General features: G+C 58.5%; 10 protein-coding genes. 7 read left to right on the top strand and 3 right to left on the bottom strand.

Features of this window, described 5'->3' with window-relative positions; genetic code table 11:
* Window positions 1-13 precede the first annotated feature (13 nt).
* The 6 genes from ychF to AC2FNC_RS08615 all read left to right on the top strand — a co-directional run bounded on the left by ychF (window position 14) and on the right by AC2FNC_RS08615 (window position 8,076).
* Window positions 14-1,111: a redox-regulated ATPase YchF gene (ychF, locus tag AC2FNC_RS08590; protein WP_496715062.1), complete on the top strand. Its 1,098-nt coding sequence runs from the start codon at window positions 14-16 to the stop codon at window positions 1,109-1,111.
* Window positions 1,112-1,176: 65 nt separating this feature from the next.
* On the top strand, window positions 1,177-2,058 hold the full coding sequence (locus tag AC2FNC_RS08595; protein WP_480476813.1) for a LysR family transcriptional regulator: 882 nt from the start codon (window positions 1,177-1,179) through the stop codon (window positions 2,056-2,058).
* Between the two features lie 85 nt (window positions 2,059-2,143).
* Window positions 2,144-3,847, top strand: a complete 1,704-nt coding sequence (locus AC2FNC_RS08600) for an NAD(P)H-dependent oxidoreductase subunit E (RefSeq protein ID WP_496715065.1) — start codon at window positions 2,144-2,146, stop codon at window positions 3,845-3,847.
* A gap of 13 nt (window positions 3,848-3,860) precedes the next feature.
* The gene (gene fdhF / locus AC2FNC_RS08605) at window positions 3,861-6,644 is read left to right on the top strand and encodes a formate dehydrogenase subunit alpha (protein WP_496715067.1); all 2,784 of its coding nucleotides are present in this window, start codon (window positions 3,861-3,863) and stop codon (window positions 6,642-6,644) included.
* 111 nt (window positions 6,645-6,755) lie between these two features.
* A complete protein-coding gene (locus tag AC2FNC_RS08610; protein ID WP_480518762.1) occupies window positions 6,756-7,544 on the top strand; it encodes a cyclase family protein in 789 nt (262 codons plus the stop codon).
* A 10-nt stretch (window positions 7,545-7,554) separates the two neighbouring features.
* Window positions 7,555-8,076, top strand: coding sequence for a thioesterase family protein (locus AC2FNC_RS08615; RefSeq protein WP_480554522.1), 522 nt, complete (start codon window positions 7,555-7,557; stop codon window positions 8,074-8,076).
* A gap of 21 nt (window positions 8,077-8,097) precedes the next feature.
* Here the strand turns inward: AC2FNC_RS08615 and AC2FNC_RS08620 are convergent, their stop codons facing one another.
* Window positions 8,098-12,186 (bottom strand): translocation/assembly module TamB domain-containing protein, encoded by a 4,089-nt coding sequence (locus AC2FNC_RS08620; protein ID WP_496715068.1) that lies wholly within the window; start codon window positions 12,184-12,186, stop codon window positions 8,098-8,100.
* Window positions 12,183-13,988, bottom strand: coding sequence for an autotransporter assembly complex protein TamA (locus tag AC2FNC_RS08625; RefSeq protein WP_480518768.1), 1,806 nt, complete (start codon window positions 13,986-13,988; stop codon window positions 12,183-12,185). The genes AC2FNC_RS08620 and AC2FNC_RS08625 overlap by 4 nt, the downstream gene beginning before the upstream one ends.
* Window positions 13,989-14,319: 331 nt before the next feature.
* On the opposite strand from AC2FNC_RS08625, the gene AC2FNC_RS08630 reads away from it, so the two are divergent.
* Window positions 14,320-15,255: a LysR family transcriptional regulator gene (locus tag AC2FNC_RS08630; RefSeq protein WP_480518770.1), complete on the top strand. Its 936-nt coding sequence runs from the start codon at window positions 14,320-14,322 to the stop codon at window positions 15,253-15,255.
* A gap of 36 nt (window positions 15,256-15,291) precedes the next feature.
* Here AC2FNC_RS08630 and AC2FNC_RS08635 read toward each other — a convergent pair whose 3' ends face one another.
* Window positions 15,292-16,278, bottom strand: coding sequence for a type I glyceraldehyde-3-phosphate dehydrogenase (locus AC2FNC_RS08635; RefSeq protein ID WP_496715069.1), 987 nt, complete (start codon window positions 16,276-16,278; stop codon window positions 15,292-15,294).
* Window positions 16,279-16,291: the final 13 nt, after the last annotated feature.

Here is a 16,291-nt window from a genome sequence, read left to right on the forward strand (position 1 = left end):
GCAGGAGGCCGTGATGGGCTTTAAAATGGGAATCGTGGGTCTGCCGAATGTCGGCAAGTCGACCCTTTTCAATGCGCTGACCAAAACCGCAGCTGCGCAGGCCGCGAACTTCCCGTTCTGCACCATCGAGCCAAATGTCGGGGATGTTGCGGTTCCCGACGCCCGCCTCGACAAGTTGGCGGCGATTGCATCCTCAAAACAGATCATCCCAACGCGGATGACTTTTGTGGATATCGCGGGTCTGGTAAAAGGCGCGTCAAAGGGCGAAGGGCTGGGCAACCAGTTTCTGGCGAACATTCGCGAAACGGATGCGATTGCCCATGTGCTGCGCTGTTTCGAAGACGGCGACGTGACACATGTAGACGGGCGCGTTGATCCGGTTGCGGACGCTGACACGATCGAAACCGAGTTGATGCTGGCCGATTTGGAAAGCATCGAAAAGCGTCGGACCAATCTGGTGCGCAAGCTGAAGGGCAACGACAAAGAAGCGCAGCAGCAGGATCGCCTGCTGGCCCAGGCGCAGGCCATGCTGGAAAGCGGCAAGCCCGCACGTCTGGTCGACGTCAGCGACGAAGACGCCAAGGCGTGGACGATGTTGCAACTTCTGACCACCAAACCGGTTCTGTACGTCTGCAACGTGTCCGAGGAAGACGCCGCAAAAGGCAACGAATTCTCTGCCCGCGTGGCCGATATGGCTGCTGCTCAGGGCAATGCCCATGTGATTATCAGCGCCAAGATCGAAGAAGAAATCAGCCTGCTGGATGAGGACGAAGCCCAGATGTTCCTTGAGGAAATGGGACTGGAAGAGCCCGGCCTGGACCGTCTGATCCGCGCCGGTTACGATCTGCTAAAGCTGGAAACCTATTTCACCGTCGGCCCGAAAGAGGCCCGCGCCTGGACCATCCGCACCGGCACCGCTGCACCGCAAGCAGCAGGTGTGATCCATGGCGATTTCGAAAAGGGCTTCATCCGCGCCGAGACCATCGCCTATGACGACTATGTCGCTGCCAATGGCGAACACGGCGCGAAAGAGGCGGGTAAGATGCGGGCAGAGGGTAAAGGCTATATCGTCAAGGACGGCGATGTGATGCACTTTTTGTTTAATACCTGATCAATTGGGCTGTTCCTGTCGGGTGAGCGGGGTATCCTGCCCTATCCGCAGCATTGGAGCTTTCCTTGATCGAAATCCGCGACCTGCAACTGCTCAGCGCTTTGGCGCGGCATCGGCATTTTGCCAAGGCGGCCGAGGAGTGCGGGATTTCACAGCCTGCGTTTTCTATGCGCATCCGCAATCTTGAGGATCGGTTGGGTGTCTCCATCGTCCGCCGCGCCAACCGCTTTCAAGGGCTGACCGAAGAGGGCGAGATGATCGTCCAGCGGGCGCGGCGCATTCTGGACGACACCAAGGCGCTGGAACAGCAGGTGCTTGCTGCCAAGGGCGAGATTACGGGCACACTGATCCTTGGCGTGATCCCGACCGCAATCGCCTTCACGGGGCGGTTGGTCAAAAGGCTGCGTGACGCGCATCCTCGTATCGTCACACGCATTGAAACCATGTCCGCCACCGCAATTCAACACCGGCTGGACGAAGGCAGCCTTGATGCCGGGGTAACCTATGGTGACAGCATCGGTACCGATTTCCGACAGGTTCAACCCCTTTACGAGGAAACCTATGTGTTGTTGGTGCCCACGCATTTGACGGACCAGACCGGCCCGATTCCGTGGGCGCAGGTCGCAGAATTTCCGCTCAGCCTATTGGAGCCGCAGATGCAGAACCGGCGAATTCTGGACCGGGTGTTTGCCGAACAGGGGCTGCACCCAGATATCGTTGCCGAAACCAGCGGTTTCACGGCATCGATGGTCATGGTGCGGGAGGGGCTGGCGGCGACGGTTGTCCCTCGGGTTCTGGTGCGCGCGCTGGGCGATTTGAAGGGAACGAAAGTGTTGCCGCTGATTGAACCTGTTGTCAGCAAACCGATTTGTCTGGCAACCCTCAGCCGGGATCCCGAGCTGCCAACCGTCAAGGCTTTGCGGGATGTGGTGACCTCTTTGCGGTGATAAGGCGTCGTTATCGTGCGATTGCGAAAAGCGATTTGACGATATGTTTGCCTGATGAGAGACGGAACCTCAATCGGAGGGCATCATGGCACCATTAGATACCAAGCCATCAGGCACACCCAAGGGCGTCTGGAAGTCAGGTAAAGGCAAGGGGCGGCACACACCCAAGGGCCGTCAGTTCACGGATGAGGCGCAGGCTGAAATCACACGCCTGCTGGGTGATCGCCCGCGTCGCCGCGACCTGCTTATCGAGTTTTTGCATTTGATTCAGGACGAACACGGTCATATCAGCGCCGACCATATTGCGGCGCTTGCCGTGGAAATGCGGATCGGTCAGGCCGAGGTCTATGAGACCGCGACTTTCTATGCCCATTTCGATGTGGTGAAAGAAGGTGAGACGCCTCCTCCGGCATTGACCATCCGGGTTTGTGATTCCCTCTCCTGCGAAATGGCCGGTGCCCAGCAGTTGCAGAAGGCGCTGGAAGACGGTTTGGACCCTGCCGAAGTTCGCGTTGTTCGCGCGCCCTGCATGGGGCGTTGCGATACCGCTCCGGTATTGGAGATTGGCCACAACCACATCGACCATGCGACCCCCGAAAAGGTGCAGTCGGCGATTGCGGCAGGGGACACCCATGCGCATCTGCCCAACTATGAGACCTTCGAGGCCTATGAGGCCAACGGCGGCTACACCAAGCTGAAAGATCTGCGCGACGGCGGGAACTGGGAAGAAGTCCAGGAAACTGTTCTGGCCTCGGGCCTGCGTGGTCTGGGCGGTGCTGGCTTCCCGTCGGGCAAGAAATGGGGCTTTGTTCGCATGAACGACGGCCCGCGCTATCTGGCCGTGAACGGCGATGAGGGTGAACCCGGCACATTCAAAGACCGCTATTACCTGGAGCGCACACCGCATGTCTTCTTGGAAGGTATGCTGATCGCGGCATGGGCGGTCGAGGCCGAGACCTGTTTCATCTACATGCGCGACGAATACCCGGCAGTACTGGAAATTCTGCGTCGTGAGATTGCGGCATTGGAAGATGCCGGTATCGTCGCAAAGGGTTACATCGACCTGCGACGGGGTGCCGGTGCCTATATCTGCGGCGAAGAATCCGCGATGATCGAATCGATTGAGGGCAAGAAGGGCCTGCCGCGCCATCGTCCTCCGTTCGTGGCGCAGGTTGGGGTCTTTAACCGTCCAACCTTGGTGCACAATGTCGAGACGCTTTATTGGGTCTCAAAAATTTGCCGCGAAGGGCCGCAGATTCTGAACTCTGTTGAAAAGAACGGCCGCAAGGGCCTGCGCAGTTATTCGGTCTCGGGGCGTGTGGCGAAGCCGGGCGTTCACCTACTGCCCGCAGGTTCGACCATTCTTGATGTGATTGATGCCGCCGGCGGCATGGCTGATGGCCATGTGTTCAAGGCGTATCAACCGGGCGGGCCGTCGTCAGGTCTTCTCCCCTCGGGCATTGACGACGTCCCGCTCGATTTCGACACGCTTCAGCCGCTTGGCACTTTCATCGGGTCTGCCGCCGTTGTGGTTCTGTCCGATCAGGACACCGCCCGCGATGCTGCGCTGAACATGCTGCGGTTCTTCGAGGATGAAAGCTGTGGCCAGTGCACCCCCTGCCGGGCAGGCTGCGAAAAGGCGGTCAAGCTGATGCAAGCCGACAAGTGGGATACCGATCTGTTGGAAGATTTGTGCCAGGTGATGGCCGATGCCTCGATCTGCGGTCTGGGGCAGGCGGCCCCGAACCCCATCCGTCTGGTCATGAAACATTTCGCTGACGAAATCTGAGGGAGACAGAGCCATGCTTGACGCAAGCCCAACCAAGACCGTCACCTTCAACCTGAACGGCGATGACGTCACCGTGCCCGAGGGCACCACGATCTGGGAAGCGGCCAATGGCCGGGGCCTGGTGATCCCGCATCTGTGCCACAAGCCTGCACCGGGATACCGCCCCGATGGCAACTGCCGCGCCTGCATGGTCGAGGTGGAGGGCGAGCGTACTTTGGTCGCCTCGTGCATCCGCCCGGCGGCCGATGGGATGGTGGTCAAGACCGACACCGACCGCGCCGAAAAATCGCGCGCCATGGTGATGGAATTGCTCGTGGCTGACCAGCCCGAGCAGCCGCATGACGTATCCAGCCATTTCTGGGATATGGCCAAGTTGAACGATGTCAGCAACAGCCGCTTTCCTGCGAAAGAGGCCGAGAAAATCCCGCTGCTGGATGACAGCCATGTGGCGATGCGTGTCAATCTGGATGCGTGTATCAACTGCAATCTTTGTGTTCGGGCCTGCCGCGAAGTGCAGGTGAATGACGTGATTGGCATGGCCGGTCGTGGTCATACGGCGCAGGTGGTGTTTGACCAGAATGACCCGATGGGTACCTCCTCCTGTGTTGCTTGCGGTGAATGTGTTCAGGCCTGTCCCACCGGTGCGCTGATGCCTGCGACCGTGCTGGACGACCAGCAGCAGGGGGACAGCAAGGATTACGATAGCGAGACCGAAAGCGTCTGCCCGTTCTGCGGTGTGGGCTGCAAGGTGTCGCTGAAGGTCAAGGACGGCAAGGTGAAGTATGTCGAGGGCATCAACGGCCCCGCAAACGAAGGTCGTTTGTGCGTCAAAGGTCGCTTTGGCTTTGACTACATCCACCACCCACACCGCCTGACCAAACCGCTGATCCGGCGCGAGGATGCGCCCGCCAAGGGTCTGAACGTCGATCCGGGCGATCTGTCGACCCATTTCCGTGAAGCGACCTGGGAAGAGGCGATGGATCTGGCCGCGACCAAGCTGATGGCCCTGCGTGCCAAAGACCCACGCTCGGTTGCAGGCTTCGGTTCGGCCAAGTGTACCAACGAAGAGGCGTATCTGTTCCAGAAGTTCATCCGTCAGGGCTTCAAGCACAACAATGTCGATCACTGCACCCGTTTGTGCCACGCCTCATCCGTTGCGGCGCTGATCGAGAATGTGGGTTCGGGCGCGGTGACGGCGACCTTCAACGAGATCGAGAACGCCGATGTGGCGATCATCATCGGTTCAAATCCGATCGAGAACCACCCTGTCGCGGCGACCTATTTCAAGCAGTTCGCCAAGCGTGGCGGCAAGCTGATCGTGATGGACCCCCGAGGCGTTGGTATGCGCAAGTTCGCCGACGAAATGCTGCAGTTCCGCCCTGGCGCGGATGTCTCGATGCTGAACGCAATCATGAACGTGATCGTCGAGGAAGAGCTGTATGACAGCCAGTACATCCATCGCTGGACCGAGAACTGGGAGGCCGAGAAAGAGCACCTGCGCGCCTTCACGCCCGAAGCGATGGCACCGATCTGTGGTATTGAACCGGATCAACTGCGCCGGGTCGCCCGCACCTTTGCACAGGCCAAAGCGGGCCTGATCTTCTGGGGCATGGGCGTCAGCCAACATATTCACGGCACCGACAACTCGCGCTGTCTGATTTCGCTGGCTCTGATGACCGGCAATGTCGGTAAACCCGGCACAGGCCTGCACCCGTTGCGAGGGCAAAACAACGTGCAGGGCGCATCGGATGCGGGCCTGATCCCGATGTTCCTGCCGGACTATCAGTCGGTGACTGACGACGGTGTTCGCGCCAAGTTCAATGATGTCTGGCATTCGGATGACTTTTCGAACGAGAAGGGTCTGACGGTGACCGAGATCATCGATCAGGCATATGCGGGCAACATCAAGGGCATGTATATTCAGGGTGAAAACCCGGCCATGTCCGATCCGGATGTGAACCACGCCCGCGCGGCACTGGCCAAACTGGATCTGATGATCGTGCAGGACATCTTCCTGACCGAGACGGCGAACTATGCCGATATCATCCTGCCTGCCTCGGCGCTCTATGAAAAGAACGGCACGGTGTCGAACACCAACCGTCAGGTACAGCGTGTACGGCCTGCCGTTACCCCTCCGGGTGAGGCGCGCGAAGATTGGAAGATCACGGTTGAGCTGGCACAGCGCATCGGGCTGAATTGGGACTACACCGATGTGTCGCAGGTCTTTGCCGAGATGAAACTGACCATGGCGTCGCTTGACAACATCACGTGGGAGCGTCTGGAGACCGAGACGATTACCTACCCGTCGCTCAGCGAAACCGATCCGGGTCAGGCCATCGTGTTCGGGGATGGTTTCCCCCGTTCGGGCGGCAAGGCGAAGTTCACTCCCGCCAGCGTCATTCCGCCGGATGAGGCCCCGGACGAGGAATACCCGATGATCGCCACCACTGGCCGTCAGCTGGAACATTGGCACACCGGCTCGATGACCCGCCGGTCCAATGTTCTGGACGCGGTGGAGCCGGAGGCGAACTGTTCGATGAATCCACGTACGCTCAAGCTTATGGGAATCGAGCCGGGCGATATGATCCGCCTGACCACACGTCGTGGTTCGATTGAGATCATGGTTCGCGCGGACCGGGCGATTGCCGAGGATATGGTGTTCATCCCGTTTGCCTATGTTGAGGCGGCGGCGAACATTCTGACCAACTCGGCCATCGACCCTTATGGCAAAATCCCCGAGTTCAAATTCTCGGCCATTCGCGTCGAAAAGATCGAAAGCGCAGTTGCGGCTGAGTAAAACCAACACATATCAAGCAAAGAAGGCGGCCAGATGGGTCGCCTTTTTCTTTTCTTGACAGGCGCTTGCGCTCGACCAACCCTGTCGTAGATGTTGGTGGAGGAATTTCTTATGGCACGCCGTTTCGTCGATCTGTCCGTTCCGTTGGAAACCGGGATCGTGTCTGACCCGCCAATCATGTTGCCGCAAATTGAATATCTGACCCATGATCAGACGGCAGAACAGGTCATGTCTTTCTTTCCGGGTCTGGAACGGCAAGACCTGCCGAACGGTGAAGGATGGGCAATCGAACGGTTGCAGATCGCGACCCACAACGGCACGCATCTGGATGCGCCGTATCACCATCATTCCACGATGAACAAAGGTGAACGGGCAATAACCATCGACGAAGTGCCGTTGGAGTGGTGCATGAACCCCGGCGTCAAGCTGGACTTTCGGCACTTCGAGGATGGGTATGTCGTTACCGCGGCAGATGTCGAAGCTGAATTGAAGCGCATCGGCCACGAACTTTGCCCGCTGGATATCGTCGTGGTCAACACTGCTGCAGGGACACGTTATGGTGCGCCGGACTATCTGGTCAAAGGATGTGGAATGGGGCGCGAGGCGACGCTTTTTCTGACTGAACGTGGCGTGCGTGTCACCGGCACCGACGCCTGGAGCTGGGATGCCCCGTTTCCGCTCACCGCCCAGGAATACGCTGAGACCCGAGATCCATCTATAATCTGGGAAGGCCATCGCGCGTCGATGGACATCGGGTATTGCCACTTGGAAAAGCTGACCAATCTGGAAGATTTGCCGCCCTCAGGGTTCGAGATTTCCTGTTTCCCCTTCAAGATAAAAGGGGCCTCTGCCGGATTTGTCCGGGCCGTGGCAATACTTGACGATGAAGACGCGCAGTAAAGGGGGTCAAATGCAGCCGAGTACCATACCTCCTGGCGGGCATGATGGCCCGTATGCCGCGCCGGTGGAAATTCGCGGCTTTGAAGTACGGCCCGAATGGATCGACTATAACGGCCATATGAATGTCGGGTTTTACGGTGTCGCCTTTGACATGGCGTTGGAAAAGCTGATGGTTGATCATCTCGGGTTGGGCGAGGTGCAGGTCAAGGCGTTGGGGCAGGGGCCTTACATCCTGCAGTCTCATCTGCATTTCGTGCAGGAGGTCAAAGACGGTTCATCGTTTTATTTCAGGTTCCGTATGCTGGATGCTGACAGCAAGAGAGGACATTATTTCGCGCAGATGCTTTTGGCAGAAACTGACGAGATTTGCGCGACGCAAGAGGCGCTTTTCATGAATGTCAGCCACAGCACCGGGCGATCCGTACCCTATCCGGATTGGGCAGCGACGCGTCTTGCGCAAATGGTGGTTGACCATAAGTCTCTGGGACCGGCTTCGCAGATCGGCCAACCGATAGGAATTCGCCGGAAATAGTTTCCAGGGTCAGAAGCGATCCTAATAGTCCTTTGAAAAGAACACTCCGATGCCCGTTTCGCCGCGACCGTCAACCGTGCCCTTGACCGAGAAATTGTCGGTAACATCAAGGTTCAGGTTCACCTCGGTATCGCCTTCGGTATTGACGGTAAAGTCGGTATAGAGGTTTTCACCCAGATAGGCCCCGGCACCCAATCGGCCCGCGCCACCTTCTGACGCACCAACATCAATCGTATCAACACCGGTAGAGTCGCGTAATCCCTTGGTCGCGTCCCCTCCAGCACCGCTGAGTTGCGCCAGCGACGCGGCCATCTGCGCAATCAGGAACGGTGAGATTTCCGAGAACCTGTTCCCAAAGAGCAGCATCGCCAGTGCCTCTTCAGCCGGGCGTTCGGGATCGGAAAACACGCTGACCTCGGGTGAATCCAGCGGCCCTGCGATTTCGATGGTCGCGGTGCCGTCCGAGGTGCTGGCAGAGGATTCAAACTCGATATAAGGCGTCAAGTCACCCTGTAGGGTCACGATGCCTTTGGTCAGGGCCAGCCTGCGGCCCAGAATATCGAAATTACCGCGGATCAATTCAATCTGACCTGATGGGACCACCGAGGTCGTGGTGCCACCAATGGAAATCCGGCCACCCAGTTCGGCATTTACACCGCGCCCCCGTACGAACACGGCTTTGGGTGCCAGCAAGTTGATGTCCAGTGCTATTCGGGATGTGCTTTGACCCTTGTCTTTGGTGGTTACAAGACCTGCACGCTCGCGCGTGATGAAACTGGCACCGCTTTCGTTGACATGCTGTATTTCGGGGATCGGTGCGGCACCTACAGCCCCCGAAGCCGCAGCGAGGTTGATATTGGTCTCACCAAAGGTGATCTGCCCAGCCAGCGAACTGTTCCCGGCTAGAGCGCCGGTCATCGCAATCTGACCGTTCAAAGTCGTCTCGTATAAAAGCCGATCGGTCAGGACGAGGCTGTTGATTGTTGTCGTGATCTGCGCATTGAACGGGGGCGTCAGATCGACAGGTCCATTGACGGTAAAGCCACCACCGGCCCGCACCCCGCCGTTCAGCGTGATGGTTGCACGGCTTTGCGCCAGATCCACCTGTCCGTTGATCCCGGTGATGGTCTGGCCTGCGCCGGGAAGTGCAAGGGATGTTCCCGAAGTGGTAATCGATCCGCTTAGGGACGCCAGATCAGCCGGGCCTTTGAGGGCTAGATCAAAACGCGCGGACCCCTCAATCTTGTTAGGCGTGATGAAGACGTTTGCTATCCCCAGGTTTACGCCACCCTTTGCTGAAATATCTGCATTGCTGCTGGTTTCATCAAAGGTGCCTGCAACCGTGCTGACGATGTCTGCGGGACCTTGCGCCTTGGCGTCGATGGTCCAAACGCCACTGTCCCGCTTGGCATTGCCCGCAGCGGTAAGGGTGCCGGGAAACTCTGGCACAAACCTTTCGATGCGGTTGAACTTGGCATCGAAGTCCAGATCAGCGGATCCATTTGTGTCCACCGTACCGGACACTTTGGCATAGGAACTCTCTGGCCCAAGCAAGTGTGCTGTTCCTTCGAGCCCGGACCGTGTCGGAGCGACGTTGCCGTCCAGTTTCAGAGGCCCGGAGAGTGTTTTTGACAGCCGCCCCAGATCATCCAGCGCTGCGGAAAAGGTCAATCCGCCGGCATCGCGGTTCAGTTTGCCGGATGCATCCGCAGAAAGGGCGGTGCCGATCAGCTGGAATGTGCGAATATTCAGACCGGCCTCGTCATTCACCGCATCCACCGTCAGGTTCGTTCGCCCCTGGATCAGGTTGTCAACCGCGTTGATGCCGGACTTGATGTCATCAGCAGCCAAGTTGCCTTTGACGTCAAATGCCTTGCTGCCAACCGTACCTTTGCCTGCGACGTCCGCGATGATCGAACCTGCAAGATCTCGCCCGGCAAGAGTTGAAAAGGGTGACAGGTCCGGGATGTTCAGACTGACCTGCCCGTCCACGGCCAATGCATCCGTCGGATCATCAATTGTTGCCGCGGCGCTTGCCACAATGGCTGAACCTTTGATCACCGCGTCGCGGATTTTAATCTGCTTCTGACTCAGCGCGCCGTCGAAATTTATCTCGGTCCGACCGACCAGCAGCGGGTCAATCTCGGGTAGGCCCGTTTTGATGTCCCGGCTCATCACGCTGGCTGTGCCATCAAACTCGAGCGTCTGAACAGTGCCTTTGCCGTCCAGTTTCGCCTGTACCGCACCGCCAAGCTCACGTTTGGCGAGGCCCGAGAACACGGAAAGATCCCGCGCGTTGACTGTTGCTTGCCCGTCAATCGTCACGCTGCCGTCAGGGGTGGTAACCGTACCATCAGCCTGCGCGCGCAGAGTATCGCCGATCAGCGTAAAATCCCGGATCGTTACGCCATCTGGACCGCGTTTTGCGTCCAGCGTGATTGTTGTGTTGCCCCGGATCACTGGGTCAATGTCATCGCGCCCTGTGGAAAGACCGCGCCCTTCGACCTCCAGCTTGCCATCGAAACTGCCTTCAAGCGGCGAACCCTGGCCCGTGAGCCGGGCAGAGGCCTGACCGCCCAGTTCCAGCTGCGCCAGACCCGAAAACCGTGCCAGATCGGTCGCCTGCAATGTCGCGGTTCCATCGACGGCCAAACCACTGGACAAGCCGCTGATCTCGGCATCAACGCCCAGTTCATAGTCCGAGCCGACCATCTCGACCCCGGACACGTTCAGGGTCAGATCCCTGCCATACTGGAACGTACCGTCCAGCGTAATGCGGTCTCCAATAGCTGCGTTCAGGGCATCGTCAGTCAGGTCGATACCGTCCAAAGCAGCTTGCAAATCACCGTCGATCCGCAAAACGTCACCCTGTTCCAAAGTTCCCTGCGCCGTAATTTGCGCGCGTTGCAGGTTCAGGGTATCGGATTTTACCGCGTTAGCGGTCAGACTTAGATCCCAGAGATTGCCGTTTTTCTCATCAAACAACGCAGAGACCTGCGCAGCTTCGATCGATGTGTCGCCACCTGACAACGGAAGGACGACGCTTTGCCCCTCGGGCGGTGTAATGCGTCCTTGCAGGGCCGCCAGTTGCAGCCGACCGCCCGGCGCCAGTTGCAGCGCCCCTTTCAGGTTCAGTGCCTGAGAACTGAGTTCCAGATCACTGATATCCAACGCGCCTTCAGGCAGGGTCCGTCCATCCACGATCAACTGCGTTTTGGGGCCGAAAAACGTATCCATTTTTTCAGCAACAAAAGGTGTCAGGTCACCACCCAGATCCGCGGTAAAGGCGATGCCCTCCTCCGCGCTAGCCGCGGCTGTTGGGGCCGAACGCAACCGAACCTGTCCGGTCACTCGTGGCTGCCCATCACTGCTCAGGCCGATATCGGCCGTAAAATCCGTCACCGGCCCGGACCCTTTCGCGGACAATCCGATCGGGGGACTGTCCGGCATTTTCAAAGCGGTCGAGATCAGACCCCCCGCGGCTTCGGTGACCTGAAGGTCAAGATCGATCTGGCTGTCAGTGTTCCTAAAACCCGCAGCTATGGAGATTTGATCACCGGCCCGATCCAGTCGGGTGATGTCCAGTTTGGTGTCCAGCGTCCCGTCGGCCAGCGACAGGTTGCCATTGACGGCCAGTTCCGCCGCAACGCCGATCAAAGGTTTGCCCAAGGCCAGCTCGCCAATGTGGATTTCGCCGATTTCGATGGCCACGGGCAGTTCAGGCAGTTGAAAAGCTTGGGTCTCGGCAGAAGCGGACGGTGTGTCCTTGGTCGTGGTGCCCGGCGCACGGGCGACGTCGATTTCTTGTGCGGTCAGCGCGTTGACCGAGAACCGCCCACGAATCAACGCCAACCGGTTCCAATCCAGTTCCGCTCCCCGGATGGTCAGCCAGACCCCTTCATCATCGGCCACCGTGATCTCGGTAATGGTGGCGCGTGAACTCAGCGCGCCTTGCAGACCTTTGACGGTAACATTCTGATCGTCGCCCGACAGCGTGTCCTGTAGGAACCGCTCGATCATGCTGCCGCCTTCGTCCTCCTGCGCGGGGCCGGCCACTGGCACAAGCATCAGCGTGCCAATCAGCAGAAGGTATGAAAGGTGCCGCCTCAAAACGCTTGCCCGATCCCGATATAGAATTGCAGACCATTGCCGCTGGAGCCGCTTACCGGGAAGGCCAGGTCAAACCGCAGGGGTCCGAAGCCGCCCAAATCATATCTTACGCCGATACCGGCACCTGCATGATCTTCCGCGCCACTTCCTATAAAGGAAGAGGTATCGACGACACCGTAGTCGTAAAACCCAACCAACGACAGAGAATCTGTCACCTTGCCCCGGATCTCGCCTGAAAGTCCAAGGAACGATTTGCCGCCTGCGACACCGGTCCCGACCGGGATGCCAAGGCTTTCATAGGGTTGCCCGCGCACGGTTCCTGCACCACCGGAAAAAAACAGAAAGTCGGGTGTAACGCCATCTGCTGGCGGGCCAATGACTGATCCAAGTTGCGCCCGCGCTGCCAGCACAACCCTGCCGCCGGTTCCAAGGCTGGTATAGATCCGGCCGTCGACAAACAGGCGAATGCCCGTATCGGTGCCGGAAAAGCCAATGAAAGGCATGACTTCGGAATCCAGATAATAGCCGCGCGTGGCGCTGACTTTATTGTCGCGTTCATCCCTTTCCGAGCGGAAGGGCAGGATAAAGTACCTGAACTTGCGGCCACTTCCATAGGCGTCGTCAGCATCTGACCACTGTAACCCAGCCGAGGCTTCGGCATAGAGCGTGTCCGAGAATGTGCGGCGCGCACCATATGCCACAGACGCAACCGATACATTGTAGTTTTCAGTGTTGCGGCGCTCCAGCAACACGTTCCAGAATGTATTGTCGTCCGGACCCAGACGATCGGGCTGATCCAGACGCAATCCGATCCGCCCATCAAGATCTTCGGAACCACCGATATTTCGTATCGCGGCCTCAAAACGCAGACGCTCCGCGCGTTTGAACATGTTTCGATGTGTCCAGGTCGCGGTCACGTCGAGACCGTCGCGCGAGGCCAGCTCGAGCCCAAAGGTCAGCTGACGCTTTGGTAGGTCTTCGAATGTGGCGTCGAAATCCAGTGTCCCGTCGGGGTTTGCTGTCTCATGTTCCTGCAATGAGACGACGTTGAACGTGCCGGTTCGGCGCAAACGCGTTCCAACCTTCTGGATTTTTTCTGGTGAGTAAACTTCCCCGCTTGGGAAACCGGCGATTTTTTCGATGGACCGGTGGCGCACATCCGTGTCGCCCTTAATGAACATTCTGCCAAACGTCAGCCTGCGCCCCGGGTCCAGATCAATCTGCGCATCCAGACGGGCCTGTGCGTGACGGGCGATAATGGTCTGATCCTCAATTTTTGCTTTTGCGTGGCCTGCATTCCGCCAACCCTGCACACCGTCCGAGCCTGCTTTTTGAATGACCCCTGTTGTTGCTAGTTTGCCGGGGGCGAAACCTTCGGGCAGCACGGTGCCAGACGCCAGGGGCTGAACAATGGCCGTGCCGAATTTGAAGCTTGGCCCGGTTTCAACGGTAATTGCGGCCCTGTTGATCTGGGCTGGCACAGTCAAAGAGCTCAACTCAGCGGCTTCCTGCCCGTCAAGCTTAATGCTGACAACCGGGCTGAAATACCCTTCGTCATACAAGATCTGCACAAGCGTGCGGTAATCCGACAAGGCGGCAGACAGGATCTCAAGTGGCGTATCCAGACCCCGCTCTTCCGCTGTTGTCACCGATGATGTCTTTTTCAGACGTTCAACAAGTTCCTTTGAAGCGCCCGGCGCCGTCAGAGAGGTTTCCAGCGCCATCAGAGCGGTCGGGGTCAGTGCCATGACAATGGCACTCAGCCAGCACTTCAAACGGCCTTGCGGCATGCGCCCTTGCATGAATAGCCCCAACTGTCCCAGTTCCAGATCTCAGCTACCGTGTGATGCACGGTCTTATAGTGTCAGGTTAGAACATCTGAATGCCGTTGGGAAAAGGGATAAACGCGGGATCGGGAAATTTTGGTCGAATTGTCCCGGCCTTTGCTGACACAATCGCTTTGCCGCACCTCGATTGGCAGACCGGAATTGCCGCAGTCCGGGCCAAAGCCAACCGTATACAACCAATGTCCTGGTCAGTCCTTGGCTTCGGCCCTGTGTAATTCACTAGGCAAACGGGCGGTTCTTCGGTATTCCCAATATATTGTCAACTGGTATCAAAAAAACCGAAAAAATGTCCTATCTCGACAACATCCGAACCTTTGTCAGGGTTTACGATCTGGGCAGCATGTCTGCGGCCGGGCGAGATCTGAGGATTTCGCCAGCGGTGACATCGGCGCGAATATCGCAGCTTGAGGACCATCTGGGTGTACGTCTGTTCCAGCGCACCACACGTAACCTGTCCCCGACAGAGCAGGGAAAAGCATTCTACCCCGGTGCGGTGGCGGTTCTGGATGCGGTGGACGAGGCCGAGGCTCAGGTCACGCATCTGACCGAGGCACCGCGCGGGTCGTTGTTCGTGGCGTCTCCACTGGGGGTGGGGCGGCGATTGCTGGCACCGCATGTGCCTGAATTTCTTGCAGAATACCCCGAGATTGATGTCCGCTTGCGCCTGACGGATCGCTCGGTTGACCTGACGACGGAAGGTCTTGATCTGGCGTTTTTCATCGGCCAGCCCGAGGACAGCACGTTGCGTATTCGCAAGATTGCCGACTGCCAGCGTGTATTGTGTACTGCGCCGGATTATGTGGCGCGGCGCGGTATGCCTAAAACCGGAGCTGACCTGATTGCCGACAAGCATGAATGCCTGAATCTGCGCTTTCCGGGTGCGACCGAGTTTCAGTGGATGCTGAAAACGACCGATGGTCCGAAACGTTTTGCCGTGTCCGGGCGCTTCGAATGTGATGATGGGGATGTTTTGACGGACTGGGCGTTGTCCGGTCAAGGCATTGCAATGAAGCCGGTTTTCGAGGTGGCCGAGCATCTGAAATCCGGTCGCCTCGTACCGGTTGCGACGGAAACTCCGCCTGTTCCAGTTCAGATGGCCTGCCTATACACGCATCGGCGCCATCAGGACCCAAAGGCACGCCTGTTCATGGATTTCATGATTGAACGGATCAGTAAGGTAGTCCGCGTTACAGAATACCCTATCGCGGGGCCTAAACCATAGGCACTGACCCGACGCTGTGCACGAAGGTAAGTCCGGTCACGGCGCGGCCATCAGGCAGGCCACGTCCAGCATGCGGGCCGAAAAGCCCCATTCGTTGTCGTACCAGCCAAAAACGCGCGCCTGATTTTCACCGACCATGCGGGTTTCTGGCCCGGCGATGACCAGCGATTCCGGGCGCGCCCGCAAATCGGAGGACACCAGCGGCATATCCGTCCAACCCAAAACCGGCGACGCGTCAATGGCCTGACGCAAAGCATGATCGAAATCCTCGGCCCTCATGCCGCGTTCCAATGTGACCACGAGGTCGACCGCCGAAACGCTGGCTGTCGGGACGCGAACTGCGGCCCCCGAGATGCGCCCGGCCAGATGTGGAAGGACCACGTCGATCAGGTGTGTGGCGCTGGACGTTGTCGGAACCATGGACAACGCACCAGCCCGCGACCGGGCAAGGTCGCCGCGCGGGGCGTCAACCATGGGCTGGCTGTTTGTATAGCAATGGATGGTTGTCATATGGCCTGACAAAACACCACCAATGTGGTCCAGCACTTTGACCAGCGGTGCAAGCCCATTGGTTGTGCAAGAGGCGTTCGATACGATCCGGGCGCTGCCCAACTGATCCTCGTTCGCCCCCAGAACGACGGTTATGTCGGCCGCGGGCGAAGGGCCCGAGATCAGGACCTTGCTAGCGCCCGCAGATAACCCGCGACGCGCCACGTCGGATGTGCGCGCGACCCCGGTACAGTCCAGCATCACGTCAACGTCGGACAGGTCAACGCGTGTCAGATCGACACTGTGGGTCATAGGAACAGAGCGCCCGTCCACGATCAGCGTTTCATCCCCCTGTGACACATCGCCGGGATAAGGGCCGAAGGTGCTGTCGTATTTGAACAGGTAAGCGCAGGTCTCCAGCGGCGCGATGTCATTGATCAACACCAGCTCGATATCCGACCCTTCGGGCAGGGCCAGAACCTGCCGCAGGATCGTGCGGCCAATGCGGCCGAATCCGTTTATCGCGAGTTTCATGCGCAAGCTATGG

It is taken from the genome of Ruegeria sp. BHSA123 (assembly GCF_059613425.1).

What these genes read in the sequence shown, in the direction of transcription:
- AC2FNC_RS08610 (WP_480518762.1), top strand. Translation starts at nt 6,756, where the DNA reads ATGGCACGCCGTTTCGTCGATCTGTCCGTTCCGTTGGAAACCGGGATC.
- ychF (WP_496715062.1), top strand. Translation starts at nt 14, where the DNA reads ATGGGCTTTAAAATGGGAATCGTGGGTCTGCCGAATGTCGGCAAGTCG.
- fdhF (WP_496715067.1), top strand. Translation starts at nt 3,861, where the DNA reads ATGCTTGACGCAAGCCCAACCAAGACCGTCACCTTCAACCTGAACGGC.
- AC2FNC_RS08635 (WP_496715069.1), bottom strand. Translation starts at nt 16,278, where the DNA reads ATGAAACTCGCGATAAACGGATTCGGCCGCATTGGCCGCACGATCCTG.
- AC2FNC_RS08625 (WP_480518768.1), bottom strand. Translation starts at nt 13,988, where the DNA reads ATGCAAGGGCGCATGCCGCAAGGCCGTTTGAAGTGCTGGCTGAGTGCC.
- AC2FNC_RS08630 (WP_480518770.1), top strand. Translation starts at nt 14,320, where the DNA reads ATGTCCTATCTCGACAACATCCGAACCTTTGTCAGGGTTTACGATCTG.
- AC2FNC_RS08615 (WP_480554522.1), top strand. Translation starts at nt 7,555, where the DNA reads ATGCAGCCGAGTACCATACCTCCTGGCGGGCATGATGGCCCGTATGCC.
- AC2FNC_RS08600 (WP_496715065.1), top strand. Translation starts at nt 2,144, where the DNA reads ATGGCACCATTAGATACCAAGCCATCAGGCACACCCAAGGGCGTCTGG.